The sequence below is a fragment of the Rhodococcus aetherivorans genome, assembly GCF_011058165.1.
Classification (GTDB): domain Bacteria; phylum Actinomycetota; class Actinomycetes; order Mycobacteriales; family Mycobacteriaceae; genus Rhodococcus; species Rhodococcus aetherivorans.
The window spans coordinates 52,721-78,014 of the sequence record NZ_JAALEG010000003.1 but is presented as its reverse complement, the minus strand read 5'-3'; the positions used below and the strand labels follow the sequence as shown (position 1 = coordinate 78,014).

The 25,294-nt window shown below is 73.6% G+C and carries 22 protein-coding genes; 10 read left to right on the top strand and 12 right to left on the bottom strand.

All coding sequences use genetic code 11. From position 1 onward, the window contains the following. Nucleotides 1–5 precede the first annotated feature (5 nt). Nucleotides 6–1,742 (bottom strand): NTP transferase domain-containing protein, encoded by a 1,737-nt coding sequence (locus tag G6039_RS02075; protein WP_043797068.1) that lies wholly within the window; start codon nt 1,740–1,742, stop codon nt 6–8. Between the two features lie 45 nt (nt 1,743–1,787). Further along, nucleotides 1,788–1,916, bottom strand: coding sequence for a hypothetical protein (locus tag G6039_RS30950; protein ID WP_006942753.1), 129 nt, complete (start codon nt 1,914–1,916; stop codon nt 1,788–1,790). Nucleotides 1,917–1,977: 61 nt separating this feature from the next. Between G6039_RS30950 and G6039_RS02070 the strand changes: the two genes are divergently transcribed. Beyond that, nucleotides 1,978–3,414 carry an aminotransferase-like domain-containing protein gene (locus G6039_RS02070; RefSeq protein WP_029544575.1) on the top strand — a complete coding sequence of 479 codons (1,437 nt, stop codon included), beginning with the start codon at nt 1,978–1,980 and terminating at the stop codon, nt 3,412–3,414. Nucleotides 3,415–3,420: 6 nt separating this feature from the next. On the opposite strand, the gene G6039_RS02065 is transcribed toward G6039_RS02070, so the two are convergent. Genes G6039_RS02065 through G6039_RS02055 form a run of 3 tightly spaced genes read right to left on the bottom strand, consistent with a single transcriptional unit; the run spans nt 3,421 to nt 5,033 of the window. Further along, entirely contained in the window at nt 3,421–3,717 is a 297-nt protein-coding gene (locus tag G6039_RS02065) for an MGMT family protein (RefSeq protein WP_006942757.1), read from the bottom strand. Further along, nucleotides 3,718–4,494: an alpha/beta fold hydrolase gene (locus tag G6039_RS02060; protein WP_029544573.1), complete on the bottom strand. Its 777-nt coding sequence runs from the start codon at nt 4,492–4,494 to the stop codon at nt 3,718–3,720. Then, a complete protein-coding gene (locus tag G6039_RS02055; RefSeq protein WP_029544571.1) occupies nt 4,491–5,033 on the bottom strand; it encodes a winged helix-turn-helix transcriptional regulator in 543 nt (180 codons plus the stop codon). Before G6039_RS02055 ends, G6039_RS02060 begins: the two co-directional genes overlap by 4 nt. Nucleotides 5,034–5,085: 52 nt before the next feature. Between G6039_RS02055 and G6039_RS02050 the strand changes: the two genes are divergently transcribed. From G6039_RS02050 to G6039_RS02040, 3 genes are all read left to right on the top strand, one after another. After that, nucleotides 5,086–5,496 carry a PaaI family thioesterase gene (locus G6039_RS02050; RefSeq protein ID WP_029544569.1) on the top strand — a complete coding sequence of 137 codons (411 nt, stop codon included), beginning with the start codon at nt 5,086–5,088 and terminating at the stop codon, nt 5,494–5,496. Nucleotides 5,497–5,617: 121 nt separating this feature from the next. Next, complete coding sequence (locus tag G6039_RS02045) at nt 5,618–8,941, top strand: ATP-dependent helicase (protein WP_029544567.1); 3,324 nt, start codon at nt 5,618–5,620, stop codon at nt 8,939–8,941. A 14-nt stretch (nt 8,942–8,955) separates the two neighbouring features. Next, a complete protein-coding gene (locus G6039_RS02040; protein WP_043797081.1) occupies nt 8,956–12,306 on the top strand; it encodes an ATP-dependent helicase in 3,351 nt (1,116 codons plus the stop codon). 6 nt (nt 12,307–12,312) lie between these two features. Here G6039_RS02040 and G6039_RS02035 read toward each other — a convergent pair whose 3' ends face one another. Continuing rightward, a complete protein-coding gene (locus G6039_RS02035; protein WP_029544562.1) occupies nt 12,313–12,705 on the bottom strand; it encodes a DoxX family protein in 393 nt (130 codons plus the stop codon). A 103-nt stretch (nt 12,706–12,808) separates the two neighbouring features. On the opposite strand from G6039_RS02035, the gene G6039_RS02030 reads away from it, so the two are divergent. Next, nucleotides 12,809–13,876, top strand: coding sequence for a potassium channel family protein (locus G6039_RS02030; protein ID WP_006942770.1), 1,068 nt, complete (start codon nt 12,809–12,811; stop codon nt 13,874–13,876). 26 nt (nt 13,877–13,902) lie between these two features. Continuing rightward, nucleotides 13,903–14,805: an NAD(+) diphosphatase gene (gene nudC, locus G6039_RS02025; protein WP_006942772.1), complete on the top strand. Its 903-nt coding sequence runs from the start codon at nt 13,903–13,905 to the stop codon at nt 14,803–14,805. A gap of 5 nt (nt 14,806–14,810) precedes the next feature. Here the strand turns inward: nudC and G6039_RS02020 are convergent, their stop codons facing one another. Next, entirely contained in the window at nt 14,811–15,422 is a 612-nt protein-coding gene (locus G6039_RS02020) for a TetR/AcrR family transcriptional regulator (protein ID WP_080688433.1), read from the bottom strand. A 103-nt stretch (nt 15,423–15,525) separates the two neighbouring features. Here G6039_RS02020 and G6039_RS02015 point away from each other — a divergent pair, with 103 nt between their 5' ends. Further along, complete coding sequence (locus G6039_RS02015; protein ID WP_080688434.1) at nt 15,526–16,368, top strand: SDR family NAD(P)-dependent oxidoreductase; 843 nt, start codon at nt 15,526–15,528, stop codon at nt 16,366–16,368. Nucleotides 16,369–16,404: 36 nt separating this feature from the next. Here G6039_RS02015 and G6039_RS02010 read toward each other — a convergent pair whose 3' ends face one another. Next, entirely contained in the window at nt 16,405–16,659 is a 255-nt protein-coding gene (locus G6039_RS02010; protein WP_043797086.1) for a mycoredoxin, read from the bottom strand. A 114-nt stretch (nt 16,660–16,773) separates the two neighbouring features. On the opposite strand from G6039_RS02010, the gene G6039_RS02005 reads away from it, so the two are divergent. Both G6039_RS02005 and G6039_RS02000 read left to right on the top strand, forming a co-directional pair. After that, a complete protein-coding gene (locus tag G6039_RS02005) occupies nt 16,774–18,906 on the top strand; it encodes an ATP-dependent DNA helicase UvrD2 (RefSeq protein ID WP_006942780.1) in 2,133 nt (710 codons plus the stop codon). 383 nt (nt 18,907–19,289) lie between these two features. Next, the gene (locus G6039_RS02000; RefSeq protein ID WP_043797088.1) at nt 19,290–19,568 is read left to right on the top strand and encodes a WhiB family transcriptional regulator; all 279 of its coding nucleotides are present in this window, start codon (nt 19,290–19,292) and stop codon (nt 19,566–19,568) included. A 21-nt stretch (nt 19,569–19,589) separates the two neighbouring features. On the opposite strand, the gene G6039_RS01995 is transcribed toward G6039_RS02000, so the two are convergent. From G6039_RS01995 to G6039_RS01985, 3 genes are all read right to left on the bottom strand, one after another. Next, complete coding sequence (locus G6039_RS01995; RefSeq protein WP_029544549.1) at nt 19,590–20,921, bottom strand: ABC1 kinase family protein; 1,332 nt, start codon at nt 20,919–20,921, stop codon at nt 19,590–19,592. Nucleotides 20,922–21,003: 82 nt separating this feature from the next. Further along, entirely contained in the window at nt 21,004–21,864 is an 861-nt protein-coding gene (locus tag G6039_RS01990) for a TOMM precursor leader peptide-binding protein (RefSeq protein WP_029544547.1), read from the bottom strand. A gap of 94 nt (nt 21,865–21,958) precedes the next feature. Continuing rightward, on the bottom strand, nt 21,959–23,461 hold the full coding sequence (locus tag G6039_RS01985) for a zinc-dependent metalloprotease (RefSeq protein WP_029544545.1): 1,503 nt from the start codon (nt 23,459–23,461) through the stop codon (nt 21,959–21,961). Nucleotides 23,462–23,549: 88 nt separating this feature from the next. Here G6039_RS01985 and G6039_RS01980 point away from each other — a divergent pair, with 88 nt between their 5' ends. Beyond that, the gene (locus tag G6039_RS01980) at nt 23,550–24,575 is read left to right on the top strand and encodes a YlbL family protein (RefSeq protein WP_029544543.1); all 1,026 of its coding nucleotides are present in this window, start codon (nt 23,550–23,552) and stop codon (nt 24,573–24,575) included. A gap of 20 nt (nt 24,576–24,595) precedes the next feature. On the opposite strand, the gene G6039_RS01975 is transcribed toward G6039_RS01980, so the two are convergent. Continuing rightward, on the bottom strand, nt 24,596–25,201 hold the full coding sequence (locus G6039_RS01975) for a PPA1309 family protein (RefSeq protein WP_037200991.1): 606 nt from the start codon (nt 25,199–25,201) through the stop codon (nt 24,596–24,598). Nucleotides 25,202–25,294: the final 93 nt, after the last annotated feature.

Genomic DNA, 25,294 nt, shown 5'->3' with positions numbered 1-25,294 from the left:
GCCGGTCAGTGTGGCAGCGGCACCAGTTCCACCGGATCGCCGTCCGCCGCGCCGCGCGGCACGAGCGCGATCGCCCGTCGCCCGATCAGCCCCGCCAGGTGTGCGGTGCGGATCGCGTTGTCGCACACCCACAGCCCGTCGTCGGTCTGTGTCGCCGGCAGCAGCCGGGTGACGTCGCCGCTCACCTGCGAGGCGTTGGCGAGCGGCGCGGTCCACGGTGGCTCCGGCCGTCGTCCGGTCAGCCCGTCGACGACGGCGGGCAGCATCACCAGCAGCGTCGCGACGGCCGCGACCGGGTTGCCGGGCAGGCCGAGCACCACACGACCGTCCGGCAGCACCGCTGTCACCTGGGAACCGCCCGGCTTGCACCGGACCCGATCGACGACGATCGCCGCGCCGGCGCGGGCCAGCGCCGCCCGCAGCTGGTCGGCGGCCCCGCCGCCGGTCGCCCCGGTGACGACGATCGTGTCGACGTCGGTGGCTTCGCGGAGCAGCCGGTCGAACCCGTCGACGGTGTCGCGCAGGTGCGCCTCGCCGGCGACGGCGGCGCCGCACCACTGCACGAACCGCGGCAGGACGGGGCCGAGAGAATCGCGGGTCTGGCCGTCGCGCAGCGGCCCGTCGCGGCGGATCTCGTCGCCGGTGACGACCACGTGGACCCGGACGGGCCCGCGGACCGGCACCGCGGTCACCTCGCCGCTCAGCGCAGCGGAGACCACCGCCGGGCCCAGGGCAGTGCCCGCCTCGGCGAGCACGTGACCGGGCGCCCAGTCCTCCCCGCGACGGCGCGCGTCGTCGCGCACCGGGGCGCCGGGCATCCGGGTCACGGTGCCGTCGGTCACCTCGACGTGTTCGTCGCGCACCACCGTCGTTGCGCCGGGCGGCAGGTAGGCACCGGTGGCGATCCGCGCGGCCTGGCCGTCGTGCAGGGTGAACGGCTCGGTCGCGCCGGCCCGGTGGACCTCGGCGCGCAGCAGCCACGGACCGTCGCCGGCGACGGCGTACCCGTCCATCGCCGACACCGCGGCCCGCGGCAGGGCCTCGGCGGCGACGAGTGGCGCGGCGAGGGTGGCACCCTCCGCCGCCTGGGGCGCCACGGTGCGGACCGGCAACCGCGGCAACGACCGCCGGATCTCCGCGCGGGCGGCGGCGGGGTCGGCCGCGACGAGCCCGGGACGCGCGGCGCGGGCCTGCGCGAGCTCCTGCGGGGTGTCGCAGTCCGCGGTCCCCGCCACCGGGACCGTGACGTAGCGCTCCGGCAGCAGGGCCTTCATCGGCTGATTGGCCGGATCCGTCCCCAGCGCGGCGAGGCGGCCGGCGAGCGCGGGACCACGCCACGCGGCGAGCAGGAACTGGATCCGGCCCGAGTCGTCGACAGCGAACGCCGCGTCGGCTCCGGGGGCGCCGCGCAGGGTCTCCACCAGTGCGGTGACCGTGTCCGCGGTGAGGAACGGCAGGTCGGCGGCGAGGGCCAGCACCACCGGTGCGTGAAGACCCGCGGCGGCGAGGGCGGCGACGGGCCCGGCCCCGGCGGGCTGCTCCTGGACCTGGACCACCGCCGGGTCGAGATCGTCGCGCCGTGGTCCGACGACGGTGATCCGGCGGCACCCGGCCACCGCGGCCAGCGCGATGTCGAGCATGCGCCGGCCCCCGACGACGAGTGCGGGCTTGTCGACGCCGCCCATGCGGGTCGCGCGTCCGCCCGCGACGATGACGGCCTCGACGTCGGTCAGCGAACTCATGAGCTCATGCTGCCCGACGCGGGCCGGCGCGGTGTGCCGGGGCGGTCAGTCGGGCGTGTGGTGACTGCGCGGCGGCCCGCCGATACCGCACCGGCCGCCCTGCGCGGTGTCCAGCACTGTCCAGGTGGCCGCCGCCAGGCTGAGCGCGGTGAGGAGAACGACCAGGAAGATCATGGTCCTATTCTCTCGGGCCGGTGGACCGGAGATTCCGGTCCACCGTGCGAAAGTGGACTGTATGAAGGACGTGTCCGCCACCCCGTCCGCTGCCCGGCTCGCGGCGCTGCTCGGCGACGTCGGAGCCGACCGCGGTCCGCTGTACCGGGCCGTCGCCGCCGCGCTGCGCCGCCGCATCGCCGACGGCCGGCTCCCGGTCGGCGCGCGCCTGCCCGCCGAGCGGGCGCTGGCCGACGCGCTCGGCGTCAGCCGCGTCACGGTGGCCGCCGCCTACGGCGACCTGCGCGACGACGGCTGGGCGCTCACCCGGCACGGGGCGGGCACGTTCGTTGCCGCTCCCGACGGCCGGCAGCCGTGGGGCACCGCGCTCGGCGCCCCCGTGCCCGGCGTGCTGGACCTGGGCAACGCCGCCCCGGAGGCGTCGTCCCTGCTGACCGCCGCCTACGCGGTCGCGCAGACCCGGCTGCCCGACCTGCTGGCCGGTCACGGGTACGCGCCGAGCGGCCTGCCCGAGCTGCGTGCCGCCGTCGCGGCGCGGTACACCGCCCGCGGACTGCCGACCGACCCCGAGCAGGTGCTGATCACCGCCGCCGCGGCGGACGGACTCGACGCCGTCCTGCACACCGTCGTCGGGGCGGGACGACGGGTGCTGCACCAGCATCCGAGCCATCCCGGCGCGCTCGAGACGATCGCGGCGACCGGAGCCCAGTCCGTCGCCGTGCCCGTCGACGTCGACGATCCGGATGTGATCGTCGACGAGGCCGATCGCGCCGCGCGGCAGCACGCCCCGACCGTCGCGTACCTGATGCCCGACCACGCCAATCCGACCGGTGCGAGCCTGAGCGTGGCCGCGCGGCGGTCCCTCGCCGCGACCCTGTGGCGGCACCGCGTCCTGACCGTCGTCGACGAGGTCGCCGCGGAGCTGTCGTTCGCCGGCGACGACATCGAGCCGTTCGGGGCGGCGGTCCCGGACGCGGCCACCGTGCACGTCGGTTCGTTGAGCAAGGTGGTCTGGGGCGGCATCCGGATCGGCTGGGTGCGCGGCGACCGGGCGACCGTCGCGCGCGTGCGGGAGGTGCTGCTGCGGCGCCAGCTCGGCGTCTCGATCCTCGACCAGCTCGCCGCCGTGGAGTTGTTCGCGCAGTGGCAGCGGATCCTCGACGAGCGTCGCGCCGGGCTGCGCGCCCGTCAGGAGGCGCTCGCCGCGGCCGTCGCCGCACGCCTGCCCGGGTGGCGGTTCGTCCCGCCCGCGGGCGGGTTGTCGCTGTGGTGCCGGCTGCCGGACGGCATCGGTTCCACCCGCCTCGTCGCCGCGGCGGAACGGCAGGGACTCGTCCTGCTGCCGGGCACCCGATTCGGCACCGGCCACGCGTTCGACGACCATCAGCGCCTGCCGTTCACCCGGCCGGTCGCGGAACTGCTCGCCGCGGTCGACGTGCTGGCCGGGCTCGGCGCGGCCGTCCTCGAGCCCCGGCGAGCGGCACCACCGCTGGTGTGAGCCGGCTCAGAAGCGGTGCCGCGCCGCCGCGAGATCGACCCGGCCGTCGCGGATCGGCACCCCTTCGAGCTCGAGCCGGGCGAGTTGCCGGTGGGCCAGGTGCGCGGCGGGCCTTCCGGAGGCCGGGACCACCCGGTGCCACGGCAGGTCCGCGCTGTCGGTCCGCATGATCCAGCCCACGGTGCGCGGGCTGGACAGGCCGGCCGCCGCGGCGACGTCGCCGTAGGTGGTCACGCGGCCCTCGGGGACGGAGGCCACCAGCTCCCGGACGCGTTCGACGTCCGCCTCGCTCGTTGCCGGCATCTACAGCAGCTTCCGGACGAGGGCCGCGGTCTCCTCCGGTCGTGCCTGATCGATCATGTGGTCGCAGTCGATGTCGAGCGCCGTGAGGTTCGTGCCGAGGCGGTCGGCGAGGGCGGCCCGGAACTCGTCGGTCACGTACGGCGGCTGCACCTTCGCGGCCCGCGCGACGATCGTGGGCAGGTGCGCCGGTGGCAGGACGAACTCACGCGCCAGCTCGCTCCACGACGTCACCAGGGCGGGAACGCACAGGCGCCAGTTGACCCGGCCCGAGTCGAGGGTGATCAGGTGCTCGGCGAGTTCGGCGTCGAGCAGCGCGGGATCGACCTCGCCCCACGCGCCGTTCGTCTTGTCGGCGCGGGCCTCGGCCGCGTCGGTGTAGTCGGGGTGCTGCACGGTCAGCTCCGCGATCTCGAGCATGCGTTCCGGCGGCAGCCCGATCGCCGGATCCAGTAGCACCAGCCCGCGCACCCGCTCGGGGGCGGTCGCCGCCAGATGCACGGCGAGGGCGCCGCCGAACGAATGCCCGACCACCAGCACCGGACCCGAGGCGTGGGCGTCGAGGACGGCGAGCAGGTCCCGCACGTGCGTCTCGAAGTTCCACGGCGGCGTCCACGGGGAGCGGCCGTGCCCGCGCAGGTCCGGCGCGATGACCCGGGCCTGGGGCAGGTGCTCCGACGCGAGGTGCTCCCAGCGCCGGCCGTGACCGGTGAGGCCGTGCAGGGCGAGCAGCTGCGGACCGTCGGCGGGGCCGAACAGATGGGTGTGCAGTTCGTTCACCCGTCGATTGTGTCAGGGCCGCGGCCGGTTCCGGTGGCAGCCGATGCGCTCGCGCGGGACCGGTGCGGCCGGTCGGCGGGGACGGGCCGGGCTCCCGGACCCGGGGTCGATTCGGTCTCGCGGGCGGTCAGTCCGGCCGTGCCGGCGGGAACGACCACCGCGGCGACGGGCCGGCCGCTCACCCGGTCGCGAACCACCACGGGGGGCCCGTCCTCGTCGGCGCAGTAGCGGTCGCCCCACTGGAGCAGGGCGACGAGGACGGGGAAGAGGTCCAGACCCTTGTCGGTGAGCCGGTACTCGTTGCGGGTGCGGTGTCCGGCCTGCCGGTACGGCACCGGGCGCAGGATTCCCGCGGCCACCAGTTTGCGCAGGCGGTCGGCCAGGATCGGCTCGGACATCCCGACGTGCCGCCGCATGTCGTCGAACCGGCGCACGCCGTTGAACGCCTCCCGCAGGACGAGCAGGGTCCACTTCTCGCCGATCACGTCCAGTGTCCGCTGCACGGAACAGTTCGCCGTGTCCGTCTCCAACCAGCGCATGCATCGAGGCTAGACCCTTGCTAACTGTAATTTCAGAAGTTAGCGTGACGCCATGGACACCACCTCTACCGATCTCCCCGCCGGCAGCGCCTTCCTGCAGGCGGCGGGCCTCGTGCTCGACGAGGTCTCCGGCACCCGGGTCACCGGACACATCGATCTGAGCCGGGACCATCACACTCCGTGGGGCGTCGTGCACGGCGGTGTCTACACCACCGCCGTCGAATCCGCGGCCAGCGTCGGGGCCAGCGCCGCTGTCCAGGACCGCGGCCAGTTCGCGGTCGGGGTGCACAACAGCACCGACTTCCTGCGCTCGAGCACGGGGGAGCGCGTCGACGTCGTCGCCGAACCGCTTCAGCAGGGCCGCGTCCAGCAGCTGTGGCTCGTCACCGTCACCGGCACCGAGAGCGGCAGGACCCTGGCGCGCGGTCAGGTCCGGCTGCAGAACGTTCCGTTGCCCGGCTGACTCGCCGCTCCGCGGCCTTGTCGGATTCGCCGCTCCGCGGCGGTGCGGGATTCGCCGCTCCGCGGCGGTGCGGGATTCGCCGCTCCGCGGCGGTGTCGGTCCCGTCTGCTGGAATGGCCCCATGACCGACGCCGACATCCGCCCCGACGCCCGGCCCCGGCAGGCCGAGGTGCGGCTGGTGCCGAGGCCGGACGAGGCGCCGCCGCAGCGACAGTGGCCCGAGGACGTGCAGCGGGTGTTCGCCGATTCGCCGCCCATGCCGCAGTGGCGGCCGTGGCAGGTGCTGGGCGGCCCCGGGACGGGTAAGACCGCGCTGCTCGTGGACCTGGCCGTGTCCCGGATCGCCGCCGGCGCCGACCCGGAGTCGGTGCTGGTGCTCACCCATTCCCGGCGCGCCGCGACCGAGGTGCGAGAGGCGATCACCGCCGGGTTGCTCCGCGTGGGGGCGGTTCCCGGTGGTCCCCGGGCCACGCGGGAACCGCTGGTGCGGACCGTCCACTCGTACGCGTTCGCGGTGCTGCGGCTGCAGGCGTCCACGCACGGCAACCCGCCCCCCCGCCTGATCACCGGCGCCGAGCAGGACGCCGTCCTGCGCGAGCTGTTGCGCGGCGATCTCGACGACGGCGCGGGCATGTGGCCCGAGCGGCTGCGGCCCGCGCTCGGCATGACCGGCTTCGCGGTGGAGCTGCGGGACCTGATGCTGCGCGCCAACGAACGCGGCCTCGGTCCCGAGGACCTGATCGAGCTCGGGCAGCGGCGGTCGCGGCCGGAGTGGGTCGCCGTCGGCGAATTCGCCGCCCGGTACGAGCAGATCATGCTGCTGCGCGGCGCGGTCGGCATCGAGGCGCCCGAGGCCACCGCGCCCGCCCTCGACGCCGCCGAACTCGTCGGGGCGGCCCTCGCCGCGTTCGTCACCGACCCCGACCTGCTCGCACGGGAACGGTCCCGGATCCGGCACCTGCTCGTCGACGACGCCCAGCATCTCGACCCGCAGGCGGCGCAACTGGTGCGCGTCGTCGGGCTCGGCACCCGCACCACCACCGTCGCCGGCGATCCGGACCAGGCGGTGTTCACCTTCCGTGGCGCCGACCCGGCCTTCCTCGCCGCGTTGGTCGACGACGACCCGAGCCGCCGCGTGGTGCTCGGCACCAACCACCGCGCCGCCCCCGAGGTGGCCGAACTCGTCGGCCGTATCACCCGCCGGCTGTCCGGCCTCCCGCCGCACCGCGGCGCACCCGCCGTCCCGTCGGACGACCCGGGCACCGTGCGGGTCCGGGTGCTGCCGACGCCGGCGAAGGAAGCCGCGCTCGTCGCCGACACGCTGCGCCGCGCCCACCTCGTCGACGGGGTGCCGTGGTCCCGGATGGCCGTCGTGGTGCGGTCGGTGCCGCGCTCGCTCGCCCCGCTGCGGCGCGCCCTGCTGGCGGCCGGCGTGCCGGTGACCACGGCCGCCTCCGAGCTGCCGCTGGCCCGCCAGCACGGCGTCGCCGGGCTGCTGCTCGTACTGCGGGCACTGTCCGGGCTGCCGTTCGGCGGCGAGGAGGCGCTCGCCCTGCTGTCCGGGCCCGTCGGCGGAGCCGAACCGGTCGCCCTGCGCCGCCTGCGCCGCGGCCTGCGCCGTGTCGAGCTCGCCGCCGGGGGCGACCGCGACTCCGCCGAACTGCTGCGACTGCTGCTCGTCGACGACGAGGGCGAAAACGCCGAACGGCTCGAGCGCGGACTCACCGACGTCGAGGCGGCGCCGCTGAAGAAGGCCCAGGCCGTGCTGCGCAAGGCCCGGGAGGCCGCGCGCCGCGGCGGCGGCATCGAGGACGTGCTGTGGGAGGCGTGGCAGGCCACCGGACTCGAGCGCAAGTGGGCCGCGGCGTCCGAACGCGGCGGTCCGGTCGGCGCGCAGGCCGACCGCGACCTCGACGGCATCGTGGCGCTGTTCGACGCCGCCGCCGACTACGTCGACCGGCTGCCGCGCGCCCAGCTCGCCGGATTCGTCGACTACCTCACCGAGCAGGAGATCCCGGGCACCGTCCGCACCCGCCTGGTCGCGCCGGCGGAGGCGGTCACCGTCGTCAGTGCCCACTCGGCGGCCGGCCGGGAGTGGGATGTCGTGGCGGTCGCCGGCGTGCAGGAGGGCCTGTGGCCGAGCCTGCGCGCCCGCGGCACCCTGCTGGGCATCGAGACGCTGATCGACGCGGTGTCCGGGGCCGACGGCGGCGGCGACGGCTCGACGCGGCTCTCACGCACCGCGCCGCTACTGGCCGACGAGCGCCGCCTGTTCCTCGTCGCGTGCAGCCGGGCGCGGCGCACCCTGCTCGTCACCGCCGTCGAATCGGTGGGCGGCGACACCGACATGGTGCGGTCCCGGTTCGTCGACGAGCTGGTGGGCGCGGACTCCGACGACGTCGTCGACGAGGCGGGTGAGGACGTCTCGGTGCTGCCCGAGGAGACCCGCACCCGGGTGCTCGCCCTACCCACCCTCGTCGCCGAGCTGCGCAGCGTGGTGTGCGATCCCGTGGTGGCCCGGGACGATCCGCAGCGGCAGCGCCGGGCGGCCGCACAGCTCGCGCGGCTCGCCCGGGCCCGTGTGCGGGGCGCGCATCCGGACCAGTGGTACGGCACCGCCGAGCCCAGCACGCAACAGGAACTGTGGGACCCCGGGGCCGACGCGGTGCCGTTGTCGCCGTCGACGGTCGAACAGCTCACCACGTGCCCGCTGCGGTGGATGTTCGAGCGGCACGGCGGCTCCGACGGCGACAACACCCACGCCGTCGCGGGCAGCCTGGTGCACACGCTGGTGCAGGCGCTCGCCGGGCGGATCCCGCCCGACCAGGTGGAGCGGGCGCTCGAACGGGCATGGGACTCGGTCGATCTCGGCTCCCAGTGGTACGCCCGTCGCGAGCTCGAACGCACCCGCGCCATGCTCGACACGTTCTCGGCGTGGCTGCGCGGCACCCGTGGCGAGCTCACCGAGGTCGGGGTCGAGATCGCCGTCGACGGCATCCTCGAACCCCGGACCGAGGACGAGCCTCGGGTGCGGCTGCGCGGCCGGATCGACCGGCTCGAGCGCGACCCCGACGGGCGGCCCGTGATCATCGACGTCAAGACCGCGCGCCATCCGGTCACCAAGGAGGCGGCGCAGCAGCACGCGCAGCTGGCCGCCTACCAGGTCGCCGCCGCGGCCGGCGCGATCGACGGGCAGCCCGCCGGCGAACCCGGCGGGGCACGGTTGGTGTTCGTCGCCAAACCGCACAACAAGGAGGGCGCCACCCAGCGGGTACAGCCCCCGCTGGACGCCGAGGCGCTCGACCGTTGGCGCGACGTGATCCACGAAGCAGCCGCGGCCACCCGCGGACCGCAGTTCCTGGCCCGGGTCAACGACGGGTGCCGGCACTGCCCGGTCCTGTCGAGCTGCCCGGCGCACGACGAGGGCAGGCAGGTGACGGGATAGTGGCACCACCGACGGTGAGTGCGGTCGAGCTGGCCGCCGCGCTCGGGCAGTTCCCGCCGACCGGCGAGCAGGCCGCGGTGATCGAGGCGCCGCTGCAGCCCACGCTCGTCGTCGCCGGCGCCGGCGCCGGCAAGACCGAGACGATGGCGGCGCGCGTGGTCTGGCTCGTCGCGAACGGCTTCGTCGACCCGGAACAGGTGCTGGGCCTGACGTTCACCCGCAAGGCCGCCCAGCAGCTCACCACCCGGATCCGCCGGCGGCTGGCGAAGCTCGCCGGATCGGCGCTGGTGCGCGACCTCGACCCGACCGGCGGGCTTCGCGCCCGCATCCTCGCCGGCGAGCCGGAGGTGGGCACCTATCACGCGTACGCCGGGCGCCTGCTCGGTGAGCACGGGCTGCTGCTGCCCATCGAACCGTCGGCGACCCTGCTGTCCGAGACCGAGCTGTGGCAGCTCGCGTACCGCGTGGTCAGCGCCTGGGACGGCGACCTCGACACCGACCGCAATCCCGCGTCGGTCACCGAGTGCGTGCTGGCCCTGTCGGGGCAGCTCGCCGAGCACCTCGTCGAGCCGGAGGACCTGCGCGTGGCGCACACCGAGCTGGACAAGCTCGTGCACACGCTGCCCGCCGGCCCGAATCAGCGTGGGGGACCGTCGAAGACCCTGCTGAACATCCTCGACGCGCAGCAGGCCCGGATCGAGTTGCTGCCCCTGGTCGAGCGCTTGGCGCAGACGCTGCGCCGCGAGGGCGCGCTGGATTTCGGCAGCCAGATGTCGCTCGCCGCCCGGATGGCCCGCGACCACCCGGAGGTCGGCCGCGCCGAGCGGGCCCGCTTCCGGGTGGTGCTGCTCGACGAGTACCAGGACACCGGCCACGCGCAGCGTGTCCTCCTGTCGTCGCTGTTCGGCGGTCCCCTGTCCGGCGGCGCCTCGGAGCGGATGCCCGCGGTGACCGCGGTGGGGGATCCGATGCAGTCGATCTACGGATGGCGTGGCGCGTCCGCGGCAAACCTGCCCCGGTTCTCGACGGACTTCCCGCTGCCGGACGGCAGCCCCGCGCCCCGGCTCGAGTTGCTCACCAGCTGGCGCAACCCCCCAGAGGCGCTGGAGCTGGCAAATCTGGCATCGGAACCGTTGCGGCACAAGGGTGTCCAGGTCAGCACGCTGCGGGCGAAGCCGGAGCCGACCCCCGGCGACGTCCGGCTCGCCCTGCATCCGGACGTGGAGGCCGAACGGGAATGGGTGGCCGGGCGGATCGCCGCCGAGTACGCGGCCGCCCGGGCCGCCGAGGCGTCGCCGCCGACAGCGGCGGTGCTGGTGCGCCGCAACGCCGACGCCGCGCCGATCGCGGAGGCGCTGCGAGCCCACGGCCTGCCCGTCGAGGTGGTCGGTCTCGGCGGCCTGCTGCACACCCCCGAGGTGGCGGACGTGATCGCGATGCTGCGGCTGGCCGCGGACCCCACGGCCGGCAGCGCGGCCGTGCGGGTGCTGACCGGTGCCCGCTGGCAGCTCGGCGCCGCCGACCTGAAGGCGCTGTGGCGCCGGGCCGGCGAACTCGCCATCGGCGGCCGCTTCGGCGTCGCCGGCACGGTCACCGACTCGGCCGCCCTCGCCGAGGCGCTCGACAGCGCCCTGCCGGGCGAGCAGTCCGAACAGGCCGGGATCGCCGACGCACTCTCCGATCCCGGTCCGCCGCATCGGTATTCGGAGTTCGGTTACGCGCGCATCGTCGCGCTGGGCAAGGAGCTGGCGTCCCTGCGGGAGCGGCTGGGCCAGCCGCTGACGGAGCTCGTCGCCGAGGTGGAGCGGGTTCTCGGCATCGGCATCGAGGCGCAGGCCCGCGCGGGCAGCGACGGCGGTGTCGGCCGGGAGAACCTCGACGCCTTCGCGGACGTGGTCGCCGGGTACGCGAGCCGCGGTTCGGCGACGCTGACCGGCCTGCTCGCCTACCTCTCCGCCGCCGAGGCGATCGAGGGCGGACTCGCTCCGGGCGAGGTGCAGGTCGCCACCGAACGGGTGCAGGTGCTGACCGTGCACTCGGCCAAGGGCCTCGAATGGGAGGTGGTGGCGGTCCCGCACCTGACCGCCGGGGTGTTCCCCTCGTCGACGGCCGGCAGCACATGGCTCGGCGCCCTCGGGGAACTGCCGCCGTCGCTGCGCGGCGACCGGGCGCTGCCGGGCGAGAACAGCGACGGCGTCCCCGTCCTCGATCTCGACGAGGTCTACGACCGCAAATCGCTCGAGAACTGCATCGACACGCACAAGGACGCCCTCAAGCGCCGGAAACTGGACGAGGACCGGCGCCTGTTCTACGTCGCGCTCACCCGCACGGAGCGGGCCCTGTTCGTCTCCGGGCACCACTGGGCCGAGTCCGGAACGGACCCGAAGGGACCGTCCCCGTTCCTGTCCGAACTGCACGAGCTGGTGGCGGCGCGACCCGGGCTCGGCCGCATCGAGACCTGGGCCCCGGCGCCGGAGCCGGGCACCGAGAACCCGATGACCGCGGATCCGCACACCGCCGTGTGGCCGCGCGATCCCCTCGGGGTGCGGCGTCCCTTCGTCGAGCAGGGCGCGGCCCTGGTCCTCGCGATGCTCGAGGAGCCCGAACCCGAGCCCCCGGCGACCCCGGACGACGACCCCGACGACTGGGCCGCGGACGTCGACGCGCTGCTCGCCGAGCGGGCCCGGCGCGCCGAGCAGCGTGCCGAGGTGATGCTGCCCGCCCAGATGTCGGTCAGCCAGCTGGTGGATCTGGCCGCGGACCCGGCCGCGCTGGCGGCGCGGCTGCGCCGTCCGTTGCCGTTCCGGCCGAATCCGCTGGCGCGCCGCGGCACCGCCTTCCACGCGTGGCTCGAACGGCGATACGGCGCCACGCGGCTGCTCGACCTCGACGAACTGCCCGGCGCGGACGACGCCGGCGGCGACGAGACCGAACTCGACCGGCTCCAGGAGGCGTTCCTGCGCTCGCGGTGGGCGCAGCGCAGCCCGGTGGAGGTGGAGGTTCCGTTCGAGACGTCGCTGGCCGGGGTGGTGATCCGTGGCCGGATCGACGCGGTGTTCGAGGACTCGGACGGCGGCTGGACGGTCATCGACTGGAAGACCGGCGCCGAGCCCGACGAGGACCGGCTCGAGGCGGTGGCGATGCAGCTGGCCGCGTACCGACTGGCCTGGGCGCAGCTGATGGCCGCCCGCACGTTCCGCGCGACGGGCCGACCGGCCGTGCCGCCTCTCGACAAGGTGCGGGCCGCATTCCACTACGTGCGCACCGGGCGGACCATCGCGCCGGAGGACCTGCCCGGCGCCGAGCGGCTGGACCGGTTGGTGCGCAGCGCCGGCGCGGACCGCCCGTCGGCCGGCGAGCGATAGCGGCGGTCAGCGGCGCGGGGCGTTGCGCCGCGCCGTGAGAGCCTGGGCGATCAGGGGCACCTGCAGCGGCAGCCGGGCCACCGCGACCGCCTTCGCGGCCGGGGAGAGCCGCTCGCTGCGCAGCCATGTCACGGCCATCTGCACGTTGGCGGGGAACACCGCGATCAGCAGGGCCGCGGCCAGCGTCCCGCCGAGCCGCCGGGTCCGCGGAATCGCAAGCGCCGTCCCGGCGGTCAGCTCGGCCACCCCGGAGACGTAGGTATAGGTGCGTGGCGAACCCGGCAGCGCCGTCGGCACGATCCGGTCGAACGGCCGGGGGGAGGCGAAGTGCGCCGCGCCCGCTCCGAGGAGGAGCGCGGACAGCCGCAGCGCCGCGCGCTGGGACGGGAGTGTGGACATGCGCGCCACACTAGCGGCCGACGCGTAGGCTGCGAGCCGATGTCAGCAACGAGAACGTCGGTGACCGCGTCACCGGAGCCGAGAACGCCGCGGGAGCGCCGCCATGCCGGGTAGGTTGCGTGCCCGCTTCAGCCGTTCCGACGTGCTCACCGAGCGCCCGGACTTCGCGCTGGTGGGCATCCTGCGGGTGCCGCAGCTGCAGACGAGCCCGAGCCGGGCCATCACTCGCCGCGTCGGATATGCGGTGGTGGCGTTGACATTCGCCGTGCTGGTGGTCTACCTCGACCGGGACGGCTACCGCGACGCCCAGGGCGACGCACTGTCGCTGCTGGACTGCATCTACTACGCGACCGTCTCGCTGTCGACCACCGGCTACGGCGACATCACCCCGTTCACACCCGAGGCGAGACTGATCAACGTCCTGGTCGTCACGCCGTTGCGGATTTTCTTCCTCATCGTCCTGGTCGGTACGACGCTCTCGGCACTGACCGAGAGTTCGCGCCAGGCGTTCAAGATTCAGCGTTGGAGGCGCCGCGTGCGTAATCACACCGTCGTCGTCGGATACGGCACCAAGGGCCGTACCGCGGTGGATGCGATGCTGGGCGACGGGGTTCCGCCGTCGGACATCGTCGTCGTCGACACCGATCCGGTGGTACTCGAGACCGCCGCCGGGCAGGGGCTGGTGACGGTACAGGGCTCGGCGACGAAGTCGGATGTGCTGCGCCTGGCGGGCGTTCAGCACGCCGCCGCGATCATCGTCGCCGCCAACCGCGACGACACCGCGGTGCTCGTCACGCTCAGCGCCCGCGAGATCGCCCCGAGGGCGAAGATCGTCGCGGCCATCCGCGAATCGGAAAACACGCACCTGCTGCGTCAATCGGGCGCGGACTCGGTGGTCATCTCGTCCGAGACGGCGGGCCGGTTGCTCGGCATCGCCACCACCACACCGAGCGTCGTGGAGATGATCGAGGACCTGCTCACCCCCGAGGCGGGATTCGCGATCGCCGAACGCGACGTCGAACCGAACGAAGTGGGTGGATCGCCCCGGCACCTGTCCGACATCGTGCTCGGAGTCGTGCGCGACGGCCGCCTGCTGCGCGTGGGGTCCCCCGAGGTCGACGCCGTGGAGGCGGACGACAAGCTGCTCTACATCCGGCGGGTGTCGGGCTGAGCCCGCGCCGCCGCTAGGGTGCAGTCGTGAGCCGTTTCCAGCTGTCCGACACCCCCCTGCTCTCCCGTGCGGTCGTCGACCGCGCCGAGGAGCTGCGGGGCGACGCCGCGGCCCTGCACGACGGTTGGTCCCGGGCCCATCTGCTGCGGGTCGATCGTCGCGGGCAGGTGCCGGTGGACGGCGACGCCCTGGTGTTCGCCGCGGCGGTGGAGCTGGGACCCGAGCCGGTTCCCGGCGCGGTGTTCCTCGGTGTGCGCGGCGACCGGCACGTGTGGGCGATCCGGGTGCTCGCGCAGACCGGAACGGTCGCCGACCTGCGCCGGGTCGGGGAGCGGCTCGACGACGCCGACGCGGGTCTGATGGTGACCGCGGTGGCCCTGCTCAACTGGCACGACAACGCGGGCTTCAGTTCACTGGACGGAGCGCCGACCGAGCCGACCCTGTCCGGCTGGTCGAGGATCAGCACCAGCACCGGTCACGAGGAGTTCCCGCGTACCGACCCGGCGATCATCTGTCTCGTGCACGACGGCGCGGACCGGGTCCTGCTGGCGCGACAGCCGGTGTGGCCGGAGCGACGGTTCTCCGTGCTCGCCGGGTTCGTCGAGGCGGGGGAGTCGCTCGAGTCCTGCGTCGTGCGGGAGATCCGCGAGGAGGTCGGCGTCGACGTGCGAGACGTGCGGTACCTCGGCAGCCAGCCGTGGCCGTTCCCGCGGTCGGTGATGATCGGGTTCTCCGCCGTCGCCGATCCGGAGCATCCGCTGGCCTTCCTCGACGGGGAGATCGCCGAGGCCCGTTGGTTCACCCGCGACGAGGTGCGGGCCGCGCTGGCGCTCGGCGACTGGGCCTCCCCGGCCGACGCCCCGTTGTTGCTGCCGGGATCGATCTCGATCGCCCGGGGCATGCTGGAGGGCTGGGTCCGGGGGAACTGAACCGGTCAGGACCCTGGCCTCGGCAGACCGGTGAGCACGGTCTCGACGAGGTGATCGGTGTATTCGTAGGTCAGCGAACCGGAGCGCAGCAGCCAGCGCTGGGCGACGGGGGCGAAGAGGGTGTCGACGACGGCGTCGAGATCCACATCGGGGGACAGCTGACCCTGTCGCTGCGCCGCGCGCAGCCGCTCCTTCTTCATCTGCCGCATCGGCTCGTCGAGACGACGGGAGTATTCGGCGGCCAGGGACTCGTCCTCGAGTACGGCGACGGTCAGCGCGCGCAACGGCCGTTCGAACCGGGGATCGTTCAGTTCGTCGACGGTGGCGCGCAGCACCGCCCTCATGTCGGCGACGAGATCGCCCGTGTTCGGTAGGCCCTGCGGGTCCTCCGGTTCGCCGCCCACGTTTGCGTTGAGGTAGGCGTCGAGCAGCACCGATCCCTTCGACGACCACCACCGGTAGATGGTCTGTTTCCCGACGCCGGCTCGGGCAGCGATCGCCTCGATGCTCGACTTGCTGTAGCCCACTTCACCGACCAACTCCACCGCGGCGGTCAGGATCGCTGTCCGGGCGGCGTCGCTGCGGCGGGTGGTTCTCGGCGGCATGGAACCCAGCATAGCCAAACCGAGACGAGACGGACCGTCTTGACAGAAGGGAACGAGGGTCGCATACTCGCATGGCGAGACGATCCGTCTCGTCTAGATCCGAGGAGGCGCCGGTATGGTCGAGCAGCGGATATGGCTGGTCACGGGGGCAAGCCGAGGGCTAGGCCGAGCGTTCACCCGGGAGGCGCTCACCGCAGGAGACCGGGTGGCCGCTCTTGCCCGCACCGCAACCGCCGTGCCCGAGTTCCGGGACGACGAGCGGGTGCTCACCGTCGACGTCGACGTGACCGACCGGTCGGCGGTGTTCGCGGCGGTCGATCGGGTTGTCGACCACTTCGGGCGCCTCGATGTCGTCGTCAACAACGCTGGGACGATGTGGACGGGCTTCGTCGAGGAGTTCACCGAGGAGCAGGCACGCGCTCAGATGGAGACCAACTTCTTCGGAGCGCTGTGGGTCACGCAGGCGGTGTTGCCGGCGCTGCGTCGGCGCCCGGGCCGCCTGCTGCAGATCTCCAGTGTTGCGGGGATCGCGGCATTTCCCACCACCGGGTTGTACAGCGCCAGCAAGTTCGCACTGGAAGGACTGAGCGAGGCGGTCGTTGCCGAGGCTGCACACTTCGGGGTCGCCGTGACGATCGTCGAACCCGGCGGATACTGGACGGACCTGTACAAGGACATGCCCGCCACCGCGCCGCTCGACGACTATGCGGCGCTGCGCGCCGAGATGGCAGCGACGTCGGCCGCCGGCGGCGTCGACAGCGAGCCGGCGCTCGCCGCGGCCGCGGTCCGGGCAGCCGTGGACAGCGACGCCCCGCCGCGACGGTTGATCCTCGGCAGCGTCGTCTACGACGCCGCGGTCGGACTCGCGCAGGAGCGCATCCGGGACTGGGCGGCATGGGAGCAGGTCAGCCGGGCGGCCGAACACGCCGTGCCGGCCCCGCCGGGATACACCACCTGAGCTCCTCGGTGCTCCCGGCGGATGCGGTGCCGTCGGCTAGAGACCGAGCGCCTGCTTGACCGCGGACAGCGGGGGATTGGTCGCGGTGCTGCCGTCGGCGTACTGCACGGTGGGAACGACGTGGTTTCCGTCGTTGACGCTGCCGACGAACTCGGCGGCGGACGGGTCGGCCTCGATGTCGATCTCGGCGTAGCCGATGCCGTGCTCGTCGAGCTGGCTCTTGAGGCGGCGGCAGTAGCCGCACCAGTCGGTGGTGTAGAGCGTCAGGGCGGGAGCATCGGTCGTAGTCACGGTGCGCACAACAACTCCGGGGCACCCGCTGTTCCGCGCGACGGTGAAATGTGTTCTCCACCACAGTCGGTGTGGGCCGGAGGCCTGTCACCGCGTCCTGCCATGATGGAGCCCATGCGAGCAGATGCATCGGTGGAGGGCCTGGATCCCCAGCAGGCGGCGGCGGTCCTCGCGCCGCGGGGCCCGGTGTGTGTGCTCGCCGGTGCCGGGACGGGAAAGACCCGGACCATCACCCGCCGCATCGCGCACCTGGTGTCCCACGGACACGTCGCGGCCGGCCAGGTCCTCGCCGTCACGTTCACCGCCCGCGCCGCCGGGGAGATGCGCAGCCGGCTGCGCGAACTCGGGGTGGGCGGCTCGGGGCCGCAGGTGCAGGCGCGTACCTTCCACGCCGCCGCGCTGCGGCAGCTGCGCTACTTCTGGCCGCGAGTGGTCGGCGACACGCCGTGGCAGCTGCTCGACCGCAAGTTCGCCGTCGTCTCCCAGGCCGCGCACCGTGCCGGGTTCGCCACCGACACCGACACCGTGCGCGACCTGCTCTCGGAGATCGAGTGGGCCAAGGGTTCGCTCGTTGCGCCGGAGGACTACCCGGCCGCGGTGGCCCGGGCCCGGCGTGAGCCCCCCGCCGACGCCGGACGGGTGGCTGCCGTCTACGCCGGCTACGAGTCCCTCAAGGTGCGCGACGACGGTATCTTCCTCGACTTCGACGACCTGCTGCTGCACACGGCCGCCGCGCTCGAGGAGCACACCGCCGTCGCCGAGGAGTTCCGCGACCGTTACCGCTGCTTCGTCGTCGACGAGTACCAGGACGTCACGCCCCTGCAGCAGCGCGTGCTCGACGCGTGGCTCGGCGACCGCGACGACCTCACCGTCGTCGGCGACGCGAATCAGACGATCTACTCGTTCACCGGTGCCACCCCGCAGTATCTGCTCGACTTCTCCCGCCGATTCCCGGACGCCACCGTGGTCCGGCTCGAACGCGACTACCGTTCCACGCCGCAGGTGGTGTCCCTCGCCAACCGGGTCATCGGTGCGGCACGCGGCCGCATCGCCGGGACCCGGCTCCAGCTCGTCGGCCAGCGCCCGCCCGGACCCGAGCCGGCGTTCGCCGAGTACGACGACGAGCCCGCCGAGGCGCAGGCCGTGGCCAAGTCGATCGCGAAGCTGCTGGGATCGGGGGTGTCCGCCGCCGAGATCGCGGTGCTCTACCGCATCAATGCCCAGTCGGAGGCCTACGAGCAGGCGTTCACCGAGGCCGGTATCCCGTATCAGGTCCGCGGCGGCGAGGGCTTCTTCACCCGCGCCGAGGTGCGCCAGGCGGTCGGCGCGCTGCGGCAGGCCCACGGCCGCGACGACCTGCCCGAGGGCGCCGATCGCGGCGCCGCCCTCGTCACGCTGGTGCGGGCGGTGCTCGCCCCGCTCGGCCTGACCGAGGCCGAGCCTGCCGGTGCGCAGGCCCGTGAACGGTGGGAATCGCTGCGGGCGCTCGTGCAGCTGACCGAGGAGCTTCTCGGGCACGAGCCCGACCTCGATCTCGACGGTCTGCTGCGTGACCTGGCGGCGCGGGCCGAGGCGCGGCACCCGCCGACGGTGCAGGGCGTGACGCTCGCGTCGCTGCACGCGGCCAAGGGCCTGGAATGGGACGCGGTCTTCCTCGTCGGCCTCACCGACGGGACCCTGCCCATCGTGCACGTCGTCGGCGACAGCTCCACGCCGCCCGACGAGGCCGGCATCGAGGAGGAGCGCCGCCTGCTGTACGTCGGGGTCACCCGCGCCCGCGTGCACCTGCAACTGTCCTGGGCGCTCTCGCGCACCGAGGGCGGCCGCCGGTCGCGGCGGCGGTCCCGGTTCCTGCACGGTCTGATCCCCGACGACTCGCCGGCCTCCCGGATCGCGGCCCCCGCGTCGCCGAAACGTAAGCGGCCGCAGTGCCGCGTGTGCGGAAAGCCCCTGATGGGGTCGTCCGCGACCATGCTCGGGCGCTGCGAGGGCTGCCCGTCGGACCTGGACGAATCGCTGCTGATGGCGCTGAAGGACTGGCGCCGGGAACGTTCCAAGGAGATGAAGGTCCCCGCCTACGTGGTGTTCAGCGACAACACGCTCATCGCGATCGCTGAGCAGCGGCCGGGCGACGACCGTGCCCTCGTCGCCATCCCCGGCATCGGGGCGAAGAAACTCGAGCAGTTCGGCGCGGACGTGCTCGCCGTCGTGCGCGGTGAACGCGCGCCCGATACCCTCGATCTGTAGCGGTTCGCAAAGCTGCGGTAAAACCGCAGGTAGAAAATGGGTTGTGCGATCGACGGCCGAGTTCCTAGGCTGGAGGTCGATGTCACGGGAAAGGCCCGTGCGCGGACGACGAAGGAGGTGGCCCCGATGCTCGGCTTCGATGCAGCTGCAGTGGTGGTCGCCGCCCCCGTCGCCGGCGCCCCCGTCGCCGCCGGCGCGTGCACTCCGCGCGTCGCCCGCGTGCGAGCAGCCGCCCCTTCGTCCGTGCCCCGAAGCCACCGAGGTTCACCCCGGTAATCTTCATTCGCCTTCCGGCCACGGACACCGCCCAGCGGACCGTGGCCTTCTTCGTCTTCTGCCCGGTTCGCGCATCGCATCCGAACCAGACAGAGGAGACATCCATCGTGCAGACCGCAACGCTCGACGTCGACCATACGACGCGCGTGCGCGAGTTGCCTTGCCGCGACGGCGATCCGGACCTGTGGTTCGCCGAATCACCGACCGAACTGGAGCGAGCCAAGGCGCTGTGCGGCCGGTGCCCGATCCGCGCCCACTGCCTCGCCGCGGCACTCGACCGTGCCGAGCCGTGGGGCGTGTGGGGCGGCGAGATCTTCGAACGGGGTGTCGTCGTCGCCCGCAAGCGTCCGCGGGGACGCCCTCGCAAGGAACTGGTGTGCGCCTAGGCCGGACCGGCTGCCGGGAGGTCAGTCCACCGGATCGGTGAATCCCGGCAGCCACGCCGACAGGATCCGCATGTACGGCGCGTGCGCGTCCAGTTGCGCGCAGATACCGACGGAGCCGAGGAGTACGCGGACGATGTTCGCGTACTCCGGCGGCAGGTTCAGTGCCCGCGCAGTGCGGAAGTTGGATCCGGAGAAGTCGGTGGCGGTGCCCGCCGCCTTCTGCAGCCAGGCCCGGGTGAAGTGGAACGACTCCGTGTGGATCGGATCCGTGAACGGGCGCAGGTAGTCCGCGATCTCCTGCTCGGTGACCTCCCGGCCCGGCAGGACGAACCGGTTCTCGTAGAGCAGCGTGGTCAGCTCGTCGAAGCGCTCCTCGAGGGCCAGCCGCACCATCCGGCCCAGCACCGGCGGCAACCCGTTCGGCATCGCGGCCGTGGCACCGAAGTCGATGACGCCGAGCCGGCCGTCGTCGAGCAGCATGAAGTTGCCCGGGTGCGGATCGCAGTGCAGCAGCCCCACCTGTGCCGGGGACGCGAAGTGGAACTCTGCCAGCAGCGCCCCGGCCCGGTTGCGCTGCTCGCGGGTTCCCTCGGCGATGATCATGGAAAGCGGTGTCGCCGTGAGCCATTCGGTGACAAAGACCTTCGGGGAGCTGGCGACGACCCGCGGCACGACGAACCGGGGATCGTCGGCGAACACCCTGGCGAACGTCCGCTGGTTGTCGGCCTCGATCCGGTAGTCGAGCTCCTCCTCGGTGCGCGCGGTCAGCTCGTCGAGCACGGCCCGCACGTCGGTGCCCGGCATTACCGTCGCGAACAGTCCCGCGAACCGCGACAGGGTGCGCAGATCGGCGCGCAGCGCCTCGTCGGCGCCCGGGTACTGAACCTTCACCGCGACCTCGCGGCCGTCCGCCCACACCGCGCGGTGGACCTGGCCGATGCTCGCCGAGGCGGTGGGAATGTCGTCGAACGAGGCGAAGCGCTCCCGCCAGCGGGCGCCGAGCTGCTGATCGAGGACGCGATGGACCGCCTTGGCCGGTAGCGGCGGCGCCGCCGACTGCAGCTTCGTCAGCGCCTCCCGGTACGGCTCGGCGAACTCCTCCGGCACCGCGGCTTCCATCACGCTCAGCGCCTGGCCCACCTTCATGGCTCCGCCCTTGAGCTCGCCGAGCACCGTGAACAGCTGCTCGGCCGCCTTCGCCGCGAGCTCGGCATCGATCTCCTCGCGGTCCCCGCCGGCCAGACGCCGGCCGAATCCCACCGCGGCGCGACCGGCGATCCCGAGGGGGATGCTGGCGAGCTTGGCGGTGCGGGAACTGCTTCTGCGGGGGATTTCGGCCACGCCCACCATCATGCCTGACGGCGTCAGACCGGCGCGGTGCGCCGCTGCGCGACCGGCGCGGTGCGCCGCTGCGTGACCGGCGCGGTGCGCCGCTTCACGCGGGTGTGCCTCCGCACCCGCAGTCCGGGTGCCGGAACCAGCGCCGCGACGTGAGTCGATGGCTGCGCAGATCCACCTCGAGGGTCCGGTCCAACGTCGCGGGCGGCGTGGACGGCGAGGCGGCGAGAATCGCGTCGAGCTGTCCGAGGGCGAGGGCCGCGGTCGCCAGCACCGCTGCGGGCTCCGCACACCCGACGCGGTCGCACAGCTGGGCGGCCAGCTGCGGCCAGTGCGGATCGAGATCCGTGCGGGTCAGATCGGCGCAGCGCAGGCAGCTCGTGCGGCCCGGGACGACGAAGGGGCCGACGATGCCGCGGCCGTCGCGCAGCAGTACGGGCAGATGCGGCACACGGTGCCGCATCAGCTCGCGGACGAGACCGGGGTCGGGCACCAGCGCGTCGGTGAGCAGCACGCACTGCGCGTCCCAGCGGGCGACGTCGCTGTCGCCGGTGTAGACGGCGGACCGGCGCAGCCGCGTGCCCGACACCGTCAGTTGGGCGACCAGCGCGTCTGCCAGCGGCCCGCGCCCGTGCACCCGCACCCGGGGGACCTGCAGCGCGGCTACGCCGGGATCACGGACCGCACCGAGGGCGGTCAGCTCGTCGAGCAGGGCGGTGACGGCGGCGCCCGGCAGCCCCGCCCGCGCGGTGCGGGCGAGGATCTCCTCGCGCGACGAGCGCCCGTCGAGCAGGCGCAGCACCGTCGAGAGTCCGAACGCGTCGAGCCCCGCGCCGGGGGACAGGACGGCCGCCGTGTCCGGACCCCACCCGAGTTGTACCGTCCCGTCCGGTCGGTGGAGCACCTCGAGGGCAGGGTCGAGCGCCGGTCCGGACTGTGGATGCGTTGCCGTGGTCATGCCGTCAGCCTGACAGCAACCCCCGTCGCACCACCTGTGCCCGAGGCGGGTTGTCCACAGGGTAAAACTGGCGCCTACCTGGCCCGATGTGCGTTCAGGCGGATTCGTCGGGATCGGTGGACTCGCCGGAGCCCGGCTCGCCCTTCTCCCGCTCGGCGCGTTCGCGCGCCTCGGTCTCGCGCAGCTGGGCGATCGGATCGTCGAACGCCCCCGCTTCTCCGCCGATGACGCGGTCGAGGAACGCGGCCGGGTTGTCGAGGTCCGACGAGTCCGGCAGCAGATCCGGGTGCGCCCATACCTTGTCCCGCGCGTCCGGCCCGGCATCGGTGGTGAGCCGGCGCCACAGGGCCGCGGCCTCGCGCAGCTTCCGCGGCCGCAACTCGAGACCGACGAGAGTCGCGAAGGTCTGCTCGGCGGGCCCGCCGCTCGCGCGGCGGCGGCGCAGCGTCTCGCTCAGCGCGGCCACCCCGGGCAGCCGGTCGCCGAGCGCGTCGGCGACCACGGTCTCCACCCAGCCCTCGACCAGGGCGAGCAGCGTTTCGAGGCGTTCGAGGGCCTGCTTCTGCTCGGGGGTGGTCTGCGGCTCGAACGCCGCACCCTTGAGCAGTTCCTCGATCTTCGACGGATCCGTCAGCGCCATGGGATCGATACCCTGGGCGAGGTCCTCGATCGCGGAGAAGTCCATCCGGATGCCACGCGCGTAGTCCTCCACAGTGGACAGCAGGCGCGAGCGCAGCCACGGCACGTGGCTGTAGAGCCGTTGGTGTGCCGCCTCCCGGGCGGCGAGGAAGACCAGGACTTCCTGGGCCGGCTGCTCGAGTCCCTCACCGAACGCCTCGATCGCGGCGGGCATCAGCGCCGCCGTGCCCGCGGGCCCGAGCGGCAGGCCGATGTCGGTCGAGGTCAGGACCTCCTTGGCGAGCTGCCCGAGGGCCTGGCCGAGCTGGGAACCGAACGCCAGCCCGCCCATCTGGGAGAACATGCCGAGCATCGGCCCGGCCATCGCCCGGGCCTCTTCCGGCAGGCCCTGCATCCACATGCCGTTGACCTGCTCGGCCACCGGATCGCACAGGCGTTTCCACGTCTCGAGCGTGTTGTCGAGCCAGTCGACGGGCGTCCACGCGACGGTGCGGGTCGCGCCCGCGGGCAGGGTCGTCGCCCCGTCGAGCCACAGCTCCGCCAGATGTGCGGCGTCCCGGACGGCGTCCGCCGACCCGGACGACACCGGGGTGACGGAGCCGATCTGCTGGCGGGCGAGCTTGCCGGCCACCTCGTAGTTGACCGGCCCGGAACCGCCGGACCCCACCGCGCTGCCCATGCCGCTGAGCATCTGACCGAACTGTGTCAGCATCTGCCCGAGCGCCGCCGGGTCGAAGCCCTGCGCGCCGAACGGGTTGTCGCCGCCCGCGCCGAACGGGGCACCGCCTGCGCCGGGGGCCCCGAAACCGAAGGGGAACCCGCCGGTGGCGCCGCCCTGGGACCCGGCGCCCTCCGGGCCGGCGCCCTCGGCGCCGGATCCCTCGGCGCCGGAACCGGAGTCCTTCCTGCGGTCCGGGTCGTCGTCGGGATTCGAGAATCCGAAAGGCGTGTCGCTCATGTCGTCAACGGTACAAGGCGCACCGCGGGGTGGCGGCCCCCGCGATCACGCTGATCGCGAACATCGCCGCTCCGGATACCCTGGCCGGGTGAATCGACGGCTCGTGACGATCCTGGCGGCGCTGTTCCCCGCGCTGCTGCTGGTGACGGTGGCGCTGAACGTGAAGGTGCCGTACGTGGCGCTCGGTCCGGGCCCGACGTTCGACACCCTCGGCGAGATCGACGGCAAGGCTGTCGTCGCCATCGAGGGCGCCGACACCGACCCCACCAGTGGCGAGCTCGTGATGACCACGGTCGGGGTCAGCGACCGCCTGACCGTGGCGCAGGCGCTCTCGGCGTGGCTGGGCAGCCGGTACGGGATCGCCCCCCGCGAGCAGATCTACCCGCCCACCGCGACCAGGGAACAGGTCAAGGAGGCGGACGCCGCCCAGTTCGAGCAGTCCGAACGCAGCGCGGAACTCGCCGCCCTGCACCACCTCGACCTGCCCGTCGTCCTGCGCGTCGCCAGGGTCGGCGAGTCCGGGCCCTCCGCCGGCGTGCTGCGCGAGGGCGACCGGCTCGTCACCGTCGCCGGGGAGCCGGTGACCACCGCCGGCAGCGTGCAGCGGGCCGTCGCCGCCGTCGCGCCCGGCACCCCGGTCGACGTCGTGCTGGTGCGCGACGGGGTCGAGCAGACCGCCTCGGTGACCGTGGGAGCCCGCCCCGACGACCCGGACAAGGGCTTCCTCGGCATCAGCCCCGAGGAGGTCCCGGACGTGCCGTTCGACGTGACGTTCAACCTCGCCGACGTCGGTGGCCCGTCGGCGGGGCTGATCTTCAGCCTCGCCGTGGTCGACAAGCTCAGCCCCGGCGAGCTCAGCGGCGGCGAGGTCGTCGCAGGCACCGGCACCATCGACTCCGACGGGGTCGTCGGCCCGATCGGCGGCATCACCCACAAGCTCGTCGGGGCCGCGGAGGACGGCGCCACGGTGTTCCTCGTGCCCGCCGACAACTGCGCCGAGGCACAGAGCGACGCCCCCGACGGGATGCGGCTGGTCAAGGTCGAGACCCTCGAGGGCGCGATCGACGCGCTCGGCTCCCTCGCCGCCGGCGGCGACGCGCCCACCTGCGGCTAGGCCGTCGTGCGGGACCGGTCCTAGTCGTCGCCCGGTTCGAGGGTCGCGTACAGGGCGGACACCACGTTCGGCGCGAGGTTGTCGTAGGTGCGCAGCTCGATCCCGGCGAACGGGTCGTCCTCGTCGGTGGGCCTCAGCTGCAGCAGCGACAGCGACGGCCCGTCGCGCAGGACCGCCGCGATCAGGCGGGCATCGCGCCGCTCCGGGTGCCCGTGCGCCGCGGCCCGGGCGGCCTCGTCGGCGGCGTGCGGATCGGCGAGCAGCGGCACCAGCGCGTCGTCGAGATCCGACTCCGCGCTCGGGGGCAGCACCACGATCTCCTGCACCAGGGCGCAGCCGGCGACGGAATCGGGCCAGCTGGTGGTGGCGAGGAACTCGTCGAGGGCGGGGCTGCCGCCTTCGACGTCGTCGGGGAAGGCCTCCTGCTCCACCGGGGTGTACTCGTGGCCCTCGTCGAGCTGGTCGAGCAGGGTGGGTTCCGACGCCGCCAGCAGGGCCGTGGGCACCAGCGCGAACATCGTCGGCGGCTGTCCCCAGCCACCGGCGTCGACGAAGTCGACGATCTCACCGACGCACCGGCGCAGGGCGTCTTCGGACGGGACGGGATGACTGTCGCTCACGGACATATCCTTGCATCGTCGCCGGGTCTCGTCGCCGCGCGGCGTGGTGGTCGCCTCATTCCGTAGAGTGGGGCGAAACGGTCACCGCGAGTGCCGTGG